Origin of the sequence: Nocardioides marmotae, from assembly GCF_013177455.1 — a bacterium.
GTDB lineage: Bacteria > Actinomycetota > Actinomycetes > Propionibacteriales > Nocardioidaceae > Nocardioides > Nocardioides marmotae.
This window is the reverse complement of record NZ_CP053660.1, coordinates 1,279,482-1,295,148: the sequence shown is the minus strand read 5'-3', so window position 1 is coordinate 1,295,148 and position 15,667 is coordinate 1,279,482. Positions and strand designations below refer to the sequence as shown.

12 protein-coding genes and 1 tRNA gene are annotated in these 15,667 nt (G+C 74.4%); 7 read left to right on the top strand and 6 right to left on the bottom strand.

Translation table 11 applies throughout. The annotated features are described in order from the left end of the window. Positions 1–30: 30 nt before the first annotated feature. From HPC71_RS06240 to HPC71_RS06230, 3 genes are read right to left on the bottom strand one after another with little or no spacing between them, the layout of a single operon-like run. Positions 31–1,680 (bottom strand): GTPase family protein, encoded by a 1,650-nt coding sequence (locus HPC71_RS06240; RefSeq protein ID WP_154616809.1) that lies wholly within the window; start codon positions 1,678–1,680, stop codon positions 31–33. A gap of 57 nt (positions 1,681–1,737) precedes the next feature. Beyond that, positions 1,738–3,564, bottom strand: coding sequence for a dynamin family protein (locus tag HPC71_RS06235; protein WP_230084597.1), 1,827 nt, complete (start codon positions 3,562–3,564; stop codon positions 1,738–1,740). Continuing rightward, a complete protein-coding gene (locus HPC71_RS06230) occupies positions 3,561–4,682 on the bottom strand; it encodes a PrsW family intramembrane metalloprotease (RefSeq protein WP_253943921.1) in 1,122 nt (373 codons plus the stop codon). The genes HPC71_RS06235 and HPC71_RS06230 overlap by 4 nt, the downstream gene beginning before the upstream one ends. A 143-nt stretch (positions 4,683–4,825) precedes the next feature. On the opposite strand from HPC71_RS06230, the gene HPC71_RS06225 reads away from it, so the two are divergent. Then, positions 4,826–6,292, top strand: coding sequence for an aminopeptidase P family protein (locus HPC71_RS06225; protein ID WP_253943920.1), 1,467 nt, complete (start codon positions 4,826–4,828; stop codon positions 6,290–6,292). 111 nt (positions 6,293–6,403) lie between these two features. Here the strand turns inward: HPC71_RS06225 and HPC71_RS06220 are convergent, their stop codons facing one another. Together HPC71_RS06220 and HPC71_RS06215 are read right to left on the bottom strand one after the other, a co-directional pair. Then, positions 6,404–7,903, bottom strand: coding sequence for a hypothetical protein (locus HPC71_RS06220; protein ID WP_154616808.1), 1,500 nt, complete (start codon positions 7,901–7,903; stop codon positions 6,404–6,406). Further along, on the bottom strand, positions 7,903–8,340 hold the full coding sequence (locus HPC71_RS06215; RefSeq protein WP_154616807.1) for a hypothetical protein: 438 nt from the start codon (positions 8,338–8,340) through the stop codon (positions 7,903–7,905). Before HPC71_RS06215 ends, HPC71_RS06220 begins: the two co-directional genes overlap by 1 nt. 181 nt (positions 8,341–8,521) lie before the next feature. On the opposite strand from HPC71_RS06215, the gene HPC71_RS06210 reads away from it, so the two are divergent. From HPC71_RS06210 to HPC71_RS06185, 6 genes are all read left to right on the top strand, one after another. Beyond that, complete coding sequence (locus tag HPC71_RS06210) at positions 8,522–9,121, top strand: hypothetical protein (RefSeq protein ID WP_154616806.1); 600 nt, start codon at positions 8,522–8,524, stop codon at positions 9,119–9,121. Between the two features lie 150 nt (positions 9,122–9,271). Further along, entirely contained in the window at positions 9,272–9,433 is a 162-nt protein-coding gene (locus HPC71_RS06205; protein WP_154616805.1) for a hypothetical protein, read from the top strand. A 94-nt stretch (positions 9,434–9,527) separates the two neighbouring features. Next, positions 9,528–9,604, top strand: a tRNA-Arg gene (locus HPC71_RS06200). Positions 9,605–9,832: 228 nt separating this feature from the next. Beyond that, complete coding sequence (locus HPC71_RS06195; RefSeq protein WP_154616804.1) at positions 9,833–10,207, top strand: STAS domain-containing protein; 375 nt, start codon at positions 9,833–9,835, stop codon at positions 10,205–10,207. Positions 10,208–10,215: 8 nt separating this feature from the next. Further along, complete coding sequence (locus HPC71_RS06190) at positions 10,216–14,040, top strand: SpoIIE family protein phosphatase (RefSeq protein WP_154616803.1); 3,825 nt, start codon at positions 10,216–10,218, stop codon at positions 14,038–14,040. Between the two features lie 124 nt (positions 14,041–14,164). Continuing rightward, entirely contained in the window at positions 14,165–14,974 is an 810-nt protein-coding gene (locus HPC71_RS06185) for a sigma-70 family RNA polymerase sigma factor (protein WP_230084596.1), read from the top strand. A gap of 18 nt (positions 14,975–14,992) precedes the next feature. Here the strand turns inward: HPC71_RS06185 and HPC71_RS06180 are convergent, their stop codons facing one another. Further along, positions 14,993–15,649 (bottom strand): response regulator transcription factor, encoded by a 657-nt coding sequence (locus HPC71_RS06180; protein WP_154616802.1) that lies wholly within the window; start codon positions 15,647–15,649, stop codon positions 14,993–14,995. Positions 15,650–15,667: the final 18 nt, after the last annotated feature.

Below are 15,667 nucleotides of genomic sequence, written 5' to 3'. Positions count from 1 at the left end.
TTCCCGGACCTGCCGCCGGCGACGCCGCGGTCAGGAGAGCGCGGCGGCCAGCCCGTTGCGGACGACGGTGTAGGCCTGCAGCTCGGCCTCGACGGGCTGGACGACCAGCTCCTGGGCCACCTCGTGCACGGCGCCGCGCAGCCGCTTGTCCGCGACGGCGGCCCGGCGCCGGGCCGTGGCCGCGACCAGGAAGCGGCACCCCAGCGCCAGCAGGAGACCGAGGAGCACCCCGCCGACCAGCAGGACCAGCGGGAGGGCGATGCCGGCGAGCTTCGGCGTCGAGTCGTCGCCGAGGGTCCCGGAGAGGACGAGCAGCACGGTCCACACCAGGCCGACGCCGGCGCCGAGGACGAGCAGCCACTGGAGCACCCGCACCAGCCCGGCCCACGCCGGGATCCGGTCGACGCCGAGGTCGGTCTGGGACAGGGCGAGGTCGAGGCGGTCGTGCAGGTCCTCGAGGCGACCGGTCGAGGCGCGGCGTACCGACTCCTGCCAGGGGTCGCCGAGGCCCTCCGACACGTCGTCGGCCAGGGTGCGCACCTCGGTGTCGACGCGGGCCCGCTGCACGGGCGTCGCGGTCGGGAGCGAGGAGCGGGACTGGCCGGTGAGCTCCTTGCCGGCGGAGCCGAGGTCGAGGTGGAGCCGCTTGAGGGGGTCGGGCTTGAGGCCCGAGAGCCACGAGACGACCGGCCAGCCGGTCGCGCGACCGGCGCGCAGCCGGGTCGAGCGCTCGACGGCGTCGACGACGGTCGGCACGCCCGCGGCGTCGGCGACCGCGGACTCGAGGGCGGCGACGCGGTCGTCGGGGAGGGCGCGGGTGCGGCCGGTGCCGCTGGCCTCCTGCACCTTCTGCGCCGCGCCGCGCAGGTCCGCCTCCAGCCGGGTGCGGGTCATCTTCTTGGCCTTGACCCGCGAGGCGATCTCCGCACGCAGGTCGTCGAGGCCGATGCCGTGACGCGCGCTGACCGGGATGATCGGCACGTCGGGCAGGCCGTCGGCCTCGAGCAGGCGGCGTACGTCGGCGACCATCGCGTCGCGCCGCTCCTCGGGCACCGTGTCGATGTGGTTGAGCACCACGACCATCACGTCGGCGTGGGTCTTCAGCGGCGCGAGGTAGCGGTCGTGGATCGCCGCATCGGCGTACTTCTGCGGGTCCAGGACCCACACCAGCATGTCGGCGAGCTGGACCAGCCGGTCCACCTCGAGGTGGTGGGAGACCTCGGTCGAGTCGTGGTCGGGCAGGTCGAGCAGGACCACGCCCTCCATCGCCGCGTCCTCGCGGCGCGTGTCGAGCAGGGAGTCGCGGGTGGTCTGGTGGCGCGGCGGGATGCCGAGCCACTCCAGCAGCTCGGCGGCGCCGTCGCTGCCCCACACGCAGGCGCTGGCCCACGAGGTGGTCGGCCGGCGCACCCCGACCGCGGACAGCTCCAGCCCGGTCAGCGCGTTGAAGGTCGACGACTTGCCCGAGCCCGTCGCGCCGGCGATGCCGACCACGGTGTGGTCGGCGGAGAGACGCAGCCGTCCCGCGGCCCGCTCGGCGACGGCCTGGGCCTCGTCGAGCAGCTCGTCGTCGAGGCGACCCCGACCCGCCTGGACCGCGGACTCGAGGCCCTCGATCCGGGCGCCGATGTCGGTCCCCCGGGTGACCAGCTTCTTGGCACCCTCGAGCACGGACGTCATGGTCTCCCTACAAGCAGATCGGTCGATCGGTTCTGACACACCCTAGGGCCCCCGGGCTCAGGACTCGGTGCTGGAGTCGTCGCCCGCACCGTCGCCCGCGCCGTCGTCAGCGCCCGCGCCGTCACCAGCGCCGTCACTGTCACCAACGGCGTCGGAGGCGGTGCGGCTGGCGGCGAACCGTACGTCGTCGACGCGCCGCGAGGCCTGGCGCAGCTGCTCGGGGGCGTCGGCGGCGAGGCCGAGCCCGTCGAGCACGGCGGTGTACCGGGCACGCTCGCCGTCGAGGATGGCAGTGATCCGCACGTCGAGGGCGCGGCGGGCGCGCTCGGCGAGCGAGCGGACCGCCTGGTCGCCGAAGACGGCCTCGAGCAGCTTCTGCCCGAGGACGGCGCTGCCGCCGGCGATCCCGACCTCCGCGACGACGAGCGCGCCGCCGGTGCTCGCGAAGACGACGACCATGAGCGCGACCGAGAGCCCGTTGACCCCGTAGGCGAGGAACCGGGCGGTGGTCCGCTTGTCCGCACCCTCGGTGCGGACCATCTCGAGGACCTCCTGCTGCCACTCCCGCACGGCACGCTCGACCTGGCGGCGCAGGTCCCGCGAGGCGCGGCCCAGGTCGCGGTCGGCGCCGGCGAGGAGCGCCTGCCCGGCGGCGTACTGCTGCCAGGCCGCCTCGGCGCGCTCGGCGGCGGCCTCGGCGTGCTCGATCACGAGGGACTGCAGCCCGGACTCGACCGCGACAGTGACCTGCTCGGCCTGCTGGGGCTTGCCCTTGACCGCGTTCACGACGCGCTCGCGGAGCCAGCCGACCCGGTTCTCCAGGGACTTCAGCAGCTCGCCGGTGCCGACGAACTCCTGCCAGCGGGCGAGCACCTCGCCGCGGAGCAGGGTGCCGTCGGCGCACGCCTCCCGGATCCGCTCGGCGGCCTCGGCGTAGGCCCGGTCGGCGTCCTCGCGGAGCCGGCGGGCCGCCTCTACCTGCTCGTCGGCGGCGGTGGCGACCCGGAAGGAGCGGCCGGTGAGGGTGCGGATCGCGCCCTCCAGGGTCTGCTTGACGACCGCGGCGCGCGCGTCGGCGTCGGCGGCGAGCGACTCCAGCCAGCCGCGGATGTCGGCGACGTGCTGGGGCGGGAGCAGCCCCTCCTCGTCGACCTTGCCCTCGGTGACGGTGAACAGGGGCGAGTCCTTGAGCCCGCGGCTCGCCAGCATCCGGGCGAGGTGCGAGGCGACCGTCTCGATCGCGTCGTCGGGCGTGCGGTCCAGGACGACCGCGACCGCGGTCGAGCGCTCGGCCGCCTGCTTGAGGAAGCCCCACGGCACCTGGTCGGCGTAGCGGGCCGCGGAGGTCACGAACAGCCACAGGTCGGCGGCGGCCAGGAGCTGCGCGGCGAGCAGCCGGTTGCGCTCCTCGACCGAGTCCACGTCCGGGGCGTCGAGGATCGCCAGCCCCTGCGGGACCGTCTCCGAGGAGACGAGCTGGAGCGCGTCGGGGTCGTTCGTGGAGTGCCGGACCCGCTCGAGGTCGGGCAGGAGGCGGTCCTGCCCGAACCACTCGGCGTCCTCGGGGTGGTGGACGAGGACGGGCGAGCGCGTCGTCGGGCGGAGCACGCCCGGCGTGGTGACGCGGGTGCCGACCAGCGAGTTGACCAGCGTCGACTTGCCGGCGCCGGTCGAGCCGCCGACGACCGCGAGGAGCGGTGCGTCGATGGTCATCAGGCGCGGGATCACGTAGTCCTCGAGCTGGTCGACCATCTCCTGGCGGGCGGCACGCTGCTCCTCCGCGCCGGGCAGGTCGAGGGGCAGCGCGGCTGCCTGGAGGGCGCTGCGCAGCCGCACCAGGGCGGTCAGCATGCGGCTGTCGCCGGTGGGCTCGGTCGGGGTCATCGGGTGGGTACCACCTGTCCGGGGAAGGCGATGGACGGGCGCGCGGCGCCGATCCTCGCGACGTACTCCTGGCCACGCGCGGCGAAGTCCGGCGGCGGCGTACCACGCAGGTAGCGGTGGTGGAGGAAGCCGAGCTCGACAGCGGCCTGCTGGTAGTCACGCATCGCGCGCTCGGCCTGGGGGCCGCCGAAGGCGCGGGCGTGGGCTCGGGCACGGCGGCGGGCGCCGAGGTCGATCACCCAGCCGATGTCGGTGGCCGGAACCAACCCGCGTCGCGCGGCGTCGGCGAGCGCGGCCGTGAGCATCCGGCGCTCGCTGCGCCGCGCCCACACGGCCAGGCACACGACCCCGACGAGGGCGGGGGCCATCAGCACGACGTAGACGAGGACGAAGCTGCCCATCCCGTAGATCGTCGAGCCGTTCCAGAGCCCGTGCGCGATCACGGCGAGGACGTACCCGGCCAGCGGCGCCAGGACACGCACCGCCCCCGAGCGCGACGCGACCGCGATGCCCACCCCGATGCCGATGAAGGTCGTGAAGAAGGGGTGCGCGAACGGGCTGAAGAGGCAGCGGACGACGAACGTCGCCGTCAGCGCCTCGGTGCCGCCGGGGCCCAGGCCGTCGGTCCCGTTGTAGGCGGCCGCGAGGTAGAGGATGTTCTCGGTGAAGGCGAAGCCCACGCCCACCATGCCGGCGTAGACGATGCCGTCGAGGATCCCGTCGAGCTCGGCCCGGCGCCACCAGAGCAGGAGCAGCAGGAACAGCCCCTTGCTGGCCTCCTCGGTGATCGGCGCGACGACGGCGAGGCCGGTCTCCGCGGTGGCCCCGACCACGAGCCCGCCCATGCCCTGGACGACGATCGCGGCCGCCGTGGCGACGAACGCCCCCCACAACAGCCCGGCCGCCAGCAGCCGCTTGGGCTCCGGCTCGTAGCGGTCCAGCCAGAGGTAGCAGGCCACGACCGGCCCGACGGGCAGGGCGGCCAGCACGGTCGCGACGAGCAGCGTCCGCGGCGCGCCCGAGAGGGCGATGACCAGCAGCATCAGAGCAGCGCAGAGCACCACGAGCACGGTCACGACGACCGTGAAGGCGATGCTGTCCCTGCGCGGTGCCGACACGGGGCTCAGCCTATCGGTGCGCGGCGCCGCGACTGGCGGCGCGACCTGCAACGACACGACCGCGGCCCCGCCACCAGCCCGCCATCAGGCCACGGGGGCCCGCGCCCGTCCGGGCAGGTCCCGGAGCGACCTACAGTGGAAGGGTGAGCGAGCAGATCACCCCGGAAGTCCCCGCCCAGCCGATGAACCCGCCGGCGACGGCCCCCAAGACCGAGTCGCACGACCCGGCGGTGCCGGCGGCGTACTCCGCCTTCATGCGCACCGGCTGGGGCGACCGCGAGCTCGACCTCCCCGAGCACCCCGTCGCCCCGTGGGCGGCCCGCCGCCGCGAGCGGCTCGCCGCGGCCTTCCCCGGCGAGCGGCTGGTCCTCCCTGCCGGCACCTACAAGGTGCGGTCCAACGACACCGACTACCGGTTCCGACCCGACACGGCGCACACCTACTTCTCCGGCAACCAGACCAGCGACGCGGTGCTGGTCATCGAGGCCGACGGGAGCTCGGTGCTCTACGCCCGGCCGCGGTCCTCCCGCGAGACCGACGAGTTCTTCCGCGACCGCCAGTACGGCGAGCTGTGGGCCGGGCGCCGGCCCTCGCTCCACGAGATCTCCTCCTCCCTCGGCCTCGAGGTGCGGCACATCGACCGGCTCCAGGAGGACCTGACCGGGTCGGCCCCGGCGAAGACCCGCGTCCACCGCGGCGTCTCCGCCGCCGTCGACCAGCTGCTGCCCGGCGACGCCGGCCTCGACCGCGACCTGGCCCGGGTCGCCTCCGAGATGCGCCTGGTCAAGGACGAGTGGGAGGTCGGTGAGCTGCAGCAGGCGTGCGACGCCACCACGCTGGGCTTCGAGGACTCGGTGCGCGAGTGGGACAACGTCCTGCGCTACGGCGAGCGCTGGATCGAGGGCACCTTCTTCCGCCGCGCCCGCGCCATGGGCAACGACATCGGCTACGACTCGATCGTCGCCGGCGGCAAGCACGCCACGACCCTGCACTGGATCGAGAACTCCGGCGCGATCACCCCCGGCGAGCTCGTGCTGCTCGACATGGGCGTCGAGGGCCACAACCTCTACACCGCCGACGTCACCCGCACCCTGCCGGTGGACGGCACGTGGACCGCGCGCCAGCGCGAGCTGTACGACGTCGTCCTGGCCGCCCAGCAGGCCGGCATCGAGGCCGTCCGCCCGGGCGTCGCGTTCACCGCCGCGCACGACGCCGCGATGTCGGTGCTCGCCCACGCCCTCGACGACATGGGGCTGCTCCCCGTGCCGGCCGAGCAGGCGCTCGACCCCGACAGCAAGGTGTACGCCCGCTGGACGCTGCATGGCACCAGCCACATGCTCGGCATGGACGTCCACGACTGCGGCGAGGCCGCGCCGGAGGCGTACGCGAAGGGCACCCTCGCCGAGGGGATGGTCCTCACCGTCGAGCCCGGGCTCTACTTCCAGGAGGACGACCTCCTGGTCCCCGCCGAGCTGCGCGGCGTCGGCATCCGCATCGAGGACGACATCCTGGTCACCGCCGACGGCGCCCGGAACCTCTCGGACTCGCTCCCCCGCTCGGCCGACGACATCGAGGCGTGGATGGCCGCCAGGGTGGCGCTGCGCGGCTGAGGCCCCTCCGGCACCCCGTCGTACGACGGAGACGGCCCGGCCCCGTGCGGTTCGTCCGCACGGGGCCGGGCCGTTCCTCGTGGCGGCCGCTGCCCGGCCGCACGAGTCCGATCAGTCGAGCACCTCGGGTGCGACCTGGTCCTCGCCGAGCCAGTCCCAGCCGTCCTCGTAGTGCTCGTGGTCGACGCTCTTCTCCCGGTCGCGACCGCGTCCCTTGCCGCCGGCAGCCCCGGCGGCTCCGGCCGCACCGGCCGCGCCACGGGCGCCACCGGCTCCACGGCCTGCTGCGCCGCGGGTCCCGGCTCCGGCCGCCCCGGCACCGCGGCCCCCGGCCGAGCGTCCGCCGGCGCCGGCCGCAGCCGCACCGGAACGGGTGCCGGCGCCAGCGGCACCTCCGCGACCCGTCGCACCAGCCGCTCCACCGCGGCCCGCGGCACCGGCCGCGCCGGCTCCCCGTCCGGTCGCACCAGCCGCGCCACCGCGGCCGCTCGCACCGGCCGCGCCGGCCCGGGTCGTCGGGCTGCCCGAGCCGCCGACGGCCCCCGAGCGCCCGATGGCGCCGGCCGAGCCGCTGCGGCTCGTGCTGCCGATCGGACGGGTCTGCCCCGCAGCTGCGCTCGCGCCCGGCATCGCACCGCCGCGGACGCCGCCCATCGCGCCCTGGCTCAGGCCCCCGGCCAGCAGGCCGCCGGCCGCGATGCCACCGGCCATGCCGCCCACGGCGCCACCGGCGCCGACGCCGATCGATCCGCCGATCGAGCCGGCGGGCGAGCCGCCGGTGGTCCCGGGGACCGGGCCCAGCGGCGCAGGTCCCGCGCCACCACCACCCGGGCCCTGCGGGGTGCCGATGGGACACTCGACCACCGGCGCGACCGGGACCGGGACCTCCGGGGGCACCGGCGGCGGGGGCGGCGGCGGAGGCGGCGGCGGGGTCTGGATCGTGGGCGGCGGGTCGATCGGGTTCAGCGTGTAGACCGGGGGCTTCCCGCCGGGGACGCCGGGCGTGCCGCCCGGCACCTTCGCCGGCGTACCACCGGCCTTGGGGCCGCCGACGTAGTCCGGCGGAATCTCGGGCGGGTCGGGGATGCCGTGCACGGCCTTCATGGTCTGGGTCGAGGCGGTGAAGGTCGTGTCCATCTCCTGGGTGGCGCCCCGCGCCACGGACTCGTTGTACGCGCGGTCCTCCCAGTACTTCGCCAACGCCGTGTCGTAGTCCTTCTGCGCCTGGATGTCGGCGTCGGTGGTCGCCCCGGGCGAGGTCGTGGGCGGCGCGTCGGGCATCGCCAGGGGCCGCATCTTCGCCAGCGCCTCGCGGCCCTTGTCGACCGCAGCAGCGGCCTCCTCGAGCGCGGTCGCGGCGAGCTGGATGTCGGTGCGCTTCTCGCCCATCGAGGTGGCAGAGATCTGGAAGGCCGACGTCAGCTGTACGCCGGTCTCGCCCTGGATCCCCTCCTCCGCGCGGGGCGTGACCTCGGTCAGCATGCGCGTGGCGAGCAGGCCGAGGTCGGTGCCGACCGCGTACCACTTCCCACGCGCCTTCTCGACCTCGGCCTCGCCGTCCGACGCCGCGGCCATCGTCTCCTCGAGCTTGAGCTGCTCGGGACCCTTCATCAGTTGTCACTCCCCCCGGGCGCGACGCACTGCGGGGCGGCCAGATCGTTCTGCGCCGCCACGTCGCCCGTCACGCAGTCGATGCCCGCCTCGATGGGCGTGATGTTCTCGCTCGCGACGAGCCCGTCGGTGCCGAACTGGTCCTTGCGGTAGGCGTCGACGTTCTCGGCATAGACCCGAAGACCCGCCTTGAGGTCGACGAGGGCCTCCACGATCGTCTGGCGCGCCAGCTCGGTGTGGTGGGCCAACGTCGAGGCCGACGGAAGCGTCCCGAAGGACGTCTCGCCCACCCCGACGACGTCGCGCTCCTTGATCTCGCCGATCGTCTCGTCGAGCAGGCTGATGACCTCCGCCGCAGACGTCGCGTCGACGACGACCTGCTGCGCCGCGGTCATCACGGCGCCCAGCGCGCCGCCGATGTCAGCCAGATACACCACCCGGGTCTCCTCTCGTGCGTGTCGACCGCGCCATCGGCCGACCTCACCCGGTCTACCCGGGCCCGTTCGGGTTAAACCGCGGAGCCGGAACAGGACCGTAGTCTGCCCCCACGCACCCCACACCTACCTCGGGAGAACCGTGCACCGACCTCGTCGAACCGCCGCCGCAACCGTGACGCTCGTGGCCACGCTGGCCCTCGCCGGGTGCTCCGACGACGCCGACCCCGGCTCGGGCCCCACCGAGGCGGCCTCCGCCTCGGTGGACGGGAGCGCCACCCCCAGCGACCCGAGCGACCCGAGCAGCGGCACCTCGGAGCCGACGTCCGATCCCACAGCGTCCGCCGGCGAGGACGCGGGGGTGACCCCGGCGTCCGGGCTGACCCTGACGAGCGACGCCGCGACCATGCGCGCCCCGAAGGGGTGGACGTCCCTCGACGAGGGCGCCCTGTCGGTGTCCGCCCGCGCCCCGAGGAGCCTCACCATCGTCACGCTCAGCTCGATCCCCGCGGCCGACATCGCCACCCTGGACACCCTGGAGAACGCCGCGAAGGTGACCAGCTTCAAGGCCGAGCAGGTGCGGATCCAGCCACGACGCGAGGTGCAGGGCGTGGAGCTCTACCACCTGGTCGGCCCGGAGCTCGTGGGTGGGCGGCTGGACCAGTTCGGCACCATCTACGGGGACCAGCAGGTGACGATCGCCTTCGTCACCCCCGACGACACGCCCCCGGCGCGCCGGAAGAACCTGATCGAGTCCGTGCTGGCGAGCATCGAGTGGGCCTGAGGGGCCGGCGACCGGACCGCAGGCCCGACCCCGAGGCCAGCAGCGTGGCCACCCCGGCCCCGTCGAACGTCGCCCCGAAGCCCGCCTGCTCCCCCAGCATCCCGGCCGCCGCCGACCCCGCGGCCTGACCGAGCACTCGGGTCGGGGTGGTTGGCCGGCGCACACGCCGCGGCGCTTGCCGACGCCCTCGCCCTGGTCTTCTCCTGCCACCTCGCCATGCGGCTGCGCCCGGGGGCGGCCGACGTCCCCGCTGCGGCCGCACGCGCCGTCGCCGCCGTGCTGGTCGACCACCCGGACCGGCTCGGCGGCTGACCGGGGCGCTCGGCGCGACACCGGCGCGGGTGAGCCGGACCCGGCCGGACTCCGGCATACTGGCGGCGGACCGGCGGCGCCGTCCCGGTCCCCCGCCTCCGTAGCTCAGCTGGATAGAGCAGCGGCCTTCTAATCCGCCGGTCGCAGGTTCGAGTCCTGCCGGGGGCGCCAGCACCGCCAGCACTGCCAGCACCGTCCGCCCAGCGCGTGCGCCCGGGTGGGTTCATCGCGGGCCGGGGCCACTTGGCAGGATGGTCCCGCGGCCCGGCCTCACCCCGCCGGAGCCAATCGGGCCGAAACGCGTCGGGCCGACCGACGTTGCCCGAGACTGTGCCGCGACCGACCCGCCGAGCCCCCGACACCGCCACGCCGACCGAGCCCCGGAGAACAGACCCACCCATGACGTCCGACGACGCCTTCATCGACGAGCAGCTGTGCGTGCGCGTCGAGCACCGCCAGGGGTTCGCGGTCGTCGTCGCGCGCGGCGAGGTCGACCTCGCGACCGTGGGCGGCTTCCGGTCGGTGCTCAACGACCTGATGGTCGAGGGGCACGTCGACGTGGTCGTCGACCTGACCGACGTACCGTTCGTCGACTCCTCCGCCCTCGGCGCGCTCGTGGCCGCCCACCGCCGGGCCCGCGGGCTCGGCGGAGGCCTGTCGTTGGCGGGCATCCAGCCGCCGGTCGCCCGGATCCTCGAGCTCACCGGCCTCGACCGCGTGCTCGCGGCGTACCCGACCGCGGACGAGGCCCTCCGTCAGGCGGGCGAGGAGTGAACGCTCGGATGGGCGCCGAGAGCTCGATGACCGAGGCCCTGCGGGCCGCGGGTCCCGTGGGCCGCGACCTGCTCGAGGTCGACTGGTCGATCACCTCGGTCGGCGAGCCCGACACCTGGCCGCTGAGCCTGCGCAACGCGGTGCGGATCATGCTCAGCTCGAAGTTCTCCATGTGGATGGCCTGGGGCGAGGACCTGACGTTCTTCTGCAACGAGGCCTACCGGCGCGACACGCTCGGCACGAAGTACCCCTGGGCCCTGGCCCGGCCGGCCTCGGAGGTCTGGCGCGAGATCTGGCCCGACATCGGCCCCCGCATCGAGCGGGTCATGAGGACCGGCGAGGCCACCTGGGACGAGAAGCTGCTGCTCTTCCTCGAGCGCAGCGGCTACGTCGAGGAGACGTACCACACCTTCTCCTACAGCCCGCTCGCCGACGACGACGGGACGATCGCGGGCATGCTCTGCGTGGTCACCGAGGGCACCGAGGAGGTGATCTCGACCCGCCGGATGACGACGCTGCGCGACCTCGGCATCCGCGTCGGCGCGGCCGGCAGCGAGGCCGCCGCGGTGACGGCCGCGTGCGAGCACCTCGGCAGCAACCGGCACTCCCTGCCGTTCGTCGTGGTCTACCTCTTCTCCGAGGACGGCACGGTCGCGCACCGCCGCGGTCAGGCGGGCATCTCCCCCGAGCACTCCGCCGCCCCGCCGGTCATCGCCGTCGGGGAGCCCGACGCGGTCTGGCCGCTGCACAGCGCCTGGCGCGGCGAGGACGTCGTGGTCTCCGCCATCGACGAGCTCTTCCCGGACCTGCCGACCGGCGAGTGGACCGAGCCCCCCACCCGCGCCTACGTCACGCCGCTGCTGCAGCCCGGCCAGTCCAAGCCGTACGGCGCGCTCGTGGTCGGCCTCAACCGCTACCGCCCCTTCGACGGCGGCTACCGCGACTTCCTCGAGCTGCTGGCCGGCCACCTGGCCGCCGCGATCGGGGACGCCCGCGCGATCGAGCAGGAGAAGCAGCGGGCCGAGGAGCTGGCCCGGATCGACAAGCTGAAGACCGACTTCTTCGCCAACGTCAGCCACGAGCTGCGCACCCCGCTGACGCTGCTGCTGGCCCCCGCCGAGGACGCGCTGTCCGACGCCGCCGCACCGCTCCCGCCGGCCCAGCGCGGTCGGCTCGAGGTCATCGCGCGCAACGGGCGGCGGATGCTGCAGCTGGTCAACACGCTGCTGGACTTCTCCCGACTGGAGTCGGGGCGCGACACCGACGAGTTCCTCGCGACCGACCTGTGCGCCTACACCGCCGAGCTGGTCGCCATGTTCGAGTCGGCCGCCGAGCGCGGCGGGCTCACCCTGGAGCTGGAGTGCCCCGCTCCCGTGACGGCGTACGTCGACCGTGAGTCGTGGGCCAAGGTCGTGCTCAACCTGGTCTCCAACGCGCTGAAGTTCACCTTCGAGGGCGGGATCACCGTCCGGCTGACCGCCGAGGACGACCGCGCCGTCCTCACCGTGACCGACACCGGCGGTGGCATCCCGCCCGGCGACCTCCCCCGCCTGTTCGAGCGGTTCCACCGTGCCACCGGCGTGCGCTCCCGGACCCACGAGGGCACCGGGATCGGGCTGTCCCTGGTGCGCGAGCTGGTCGAGGCGCACGGCGGCCGGGTCGGCGCCACCAGCCGGACCGAGGGCCCCGACCGCGGGACGACGCTCACGGTCTCGGTACCGCTGGGCTGGGCCCACCTCCCGGAGGACCGCGTGCGGCACACGGTCGAGGAGCCGATCGACCCCGCGACGGGCCAGCGCGCCCGGGCCTACATCGAGCAGAGCGTCCTGTGGCTGCCGCCCGACGGCGAGCCGGAGGCCCGCGGCGCGGGCGCCGGGACCGACTCCTCCTCGCCCCTCGTGGCCGGGGTCGACGGCGGGGAGGACCGGCGCGGCCGGGTGCTGGTGGTCGACGACAACGCCGACATGCGCCGCTACATCTGCGACCTGCTGGCCCCGTCCTACGACGTGCGCACCGCGATGGACGGGCTCGACGCCCTCGACCAGATGTCGCAGGACGTCCCGGACCTGGTCCTGACCGACGTGATGATGCCCGAGCTGGACGGCTTCGGGCTGCTGCGCCGGATGCAGGCCGACCCGGCCCTGACGTCGGTGCCGGTCATCATGCTCTCGGCCCGCGCCGGCGAGGAGGGCACCCTCGAGGGCCTCGAGGCCGGCGCGGACGACTACCTCGTCAAGCCCTTCTCGGCGCGCGAGCTGCTGGCCCGCGTGCGGGTGAACCTCGAGCTGGACCAGGCGCACCGCGTGCGGGTCGCGCTCGAGCGCAGCCGCGAGCTGCTCGACCAGGCCCAGCGGCTCGCCCGGCTCGGCAGCTGGGAGGTCGACCTCGAGCGGGACTCGATCACCGGCTCGCGGACCTTCTTCGACATGCTCGGCATCACCCGCGAGGACGCCGAGGAGCGCGGCGCCCGCGCGATCATCGGGCAGATGGTCCACCCCGAGGACCACGACCACGTGACCGCCCAGCTGGCCGCGGCCGCGGTCGGCGAGACGATCGTCTACGAGGTCCGCGTGGTCACCCCGTCCGGGGAGGTCCGACTCTTCCAGTCCTTCGGCGAGCCCGCGACCGGGCCCGACGGTAGCCGGCTGGTCCGCGGCTCCTTCCAGGACATCACCGACCAGCGCGCGCTGCAGCAGCGGCTGGTCGCCGCGGAGGCCGAGCGCGAGGTCGTCGAGCGCGAGCGCCAGATCGGGCGCGACCTCCAGGCCAGCCTGCTGCCGCGCACCGACCCCGACGTCGCCGGGCTCGAGGTCGCCACCTACTACCGCGCCGGCGTCGTCGGCACGCAGGTCGGCGGGGACTGGTACGACGTCATCGACCTCGGCGCGGGCCGCACGGCCGTCGTCATCGGCGACGTGATGGGCCGGGGCGTCCGAGCCGCGGCGGTCATGGGCCAGCTGCGGGCCGCGACCCGCGCCTTCGCCAAGCTCGACCTGTCCCCCACCGACGTCCTCGAGCACCTCGACCCGCTGGTCCAGGACCTGGCCGGCGACCAGATCGTGACGTGCGTGTACGCCGTCTTCGACGCCGCCGACCACACGCTGACCTACGCCAACGCCGGCCACCTCCCGCCCGTGCACGCCCACGCCGACGGCCGGCTCACGCTGCTGCGCGAGGTCGGTCCGCCGCTCGGCGCCGGTCACTACGGTCTGGAGCCGACCACGGTGCAGCTCGGCCCCGCCGACGTGCTGGTGCTCTACACCGACGGCCTGGTCGAGCGCCGGGGCGAGGACCTCCAGCTGGGGCTGGAGCGGCTGAGCTCGGCCGTCGCTCCCCGGACCACGCTGCCCGCCGCACAGCTGCTGTCGGGGGTCGTCACGGCCCTCGCGGGCGACGGTGTCGACGACGACGTCGCGATGGTCGTCGCCCGGGCGCAGGCCGACTCCCCCGGTGGCGTCGCCCGCTTCGAGGCCACCTCGCTCGCCGAGATCGCCGACCTGCGCCGCACCGTCGCCGAGCAGCTCACGGTGTGGGCGGTGCCGCCGGACCGGATCGCCGACACCGTGCAGGTCGTCGACGCGCTGGTCTCCAACGTGCTGGTCCACGCCGAGCCGCCGGCCACCGTCCAGCTCCGGCGGCTCGACGAGGCCGTGCTCGTGGAGGTCCGTGACCCCGTGCTGGTGCGGCCGCGCCGGCGACGTACATCGGACCAGGACGAGGGGGGCCGGGGGCTCCACCTGGTCGCGGTCCTCTCCGACGACTGGGGCAGCCGGTCGACCGACGAGGGCAAGACCGTGTGGGCCCTGCTGAGCTGGGGTGGCCGGCGCCACTGAGGCAGTGAGACGGGGAACACACCCCAATGGGTGGTGGTGGACCAGACCGGTCTGGGGCAACGTCGATGGCGTGCCCGGAACGGGCCCGCGGATCGCACCCCACTCGGAAGGAGGCGGACCGCCCATGCACGGTTCCAGCCCCGCCCTCGGCGACGACCACCGCACGATGTCCCGCGACGAACGCTCGCGCCGCACAGCGGAGCTGCTCCACCTCGCCCGGTCGGCCTCCGGCCCCGCCCGCGAGGACCTGATCGCCGAGGTCGTGCTCGTCAACCGACGCGTGGCCGACGCGGTCGCCAACCGCTACCGTCGCCGCGGCATCCCGTTGGAGGACCTCCAGCAGGTCGCCTACGAGGGGCTGGTCAAGGCCGTCAACCGCTTCGACCCCTCGGTCCGCGAGGACCTGCTGACCTACGCCGTCCCCACGATCCGCGGGGAGATCCAGCGGCACTTCCGCGACCAGGGCTGGATGGTCCGCCCGCCGCGACGCGTGCAGGAGCTCCAACGGGACCTGACGATGGCCACCGACCGCCTCGAGCAGGAGCTGGGTCGCGAGCCCACCGACGACGAGGTCGAGCGCGCGCTGGGCATCACCCCCGAGGAGCACCGCGAGGCGCTCCAGGGCCTCGGCTGCTTCCAGCCCACCTCCCTCGACCAGCCCGTGGGGAGCGACGCCGGCACCAGCCTCGGCGACGTGCTCCCCCAGGAACCGGACGAGGGTCCCGCGGAGGCGCGGGCGATGCTCGCGCCGGTGATGCGTGGGCTGTCCGAGCGCGACCGACGCGTGCTCTACCTGCGCTTCTACGAGGACCAGACCCAACGCGAGATCGGTGACGAGCTCGGCGTCAGCCAGGTCCAGGTCTCCCGGGTGCTCACCCGGATCCTGGAGACGATGCGGGAGCAGATCGGCGCGGAGCACCCGCCGGAGAGGTGACCCCGCGGGGTCGTCCCCTCAGTCGGCGAGCCGCACGCGCGAGCGGTCCGGCACGAAGCCGTTGGTCATCCCCCAGGCGACGGCCTGGGAACGACGGGTGACCCCGATCTTGCGGTAGGCGGTGCGGATGTAGGTCTTGACCGAATTGATCGAGAGGTAGGTGCTCTCGGCGATCTCCTGGTTCGAGAGGCCCTGGGTGATGTAGGCCAGGATCTCCCCCTCGCGGGGGCTCAGGCCCTCCCGCTGCCCCGGCCAGGCGCCCGACGCCCGGTCGAGATCGGGGTCCGTCATCGCGAGACGGGGATCGGGTCGCACCACCTCCCCGTCGCAGACCTTCTCCAGCGCGGCCACGATCTCGTGCGCGCCGAGGGCCTTGTGGAGGTAGCCGTCCGCGCCCTCGCGCAGCGCCCGGTCGACCACCCCGGGGTCGGTGTGCCAGCTGAAAACGACGATCCTGGCGGTGCCCGATGCCACGAGGCCTTCGAGGCCGCGGCCGCCCTCCCCGCGGGCGAAGGTGTCGAAGAGGACGACGTCGACGTCGCCGACCACAGGCAGCCCGCTGTCGGCCTCGACGAGCACCACCTGCTCGCGGAACGGGGCCAGCATCGCGGCGAGTCCGGCGACGACGAGCTCGTAGTCGTTCACCACGGCGACGCGGATGGGCTGGGCGGGCATGCCCACGATCATATTGTC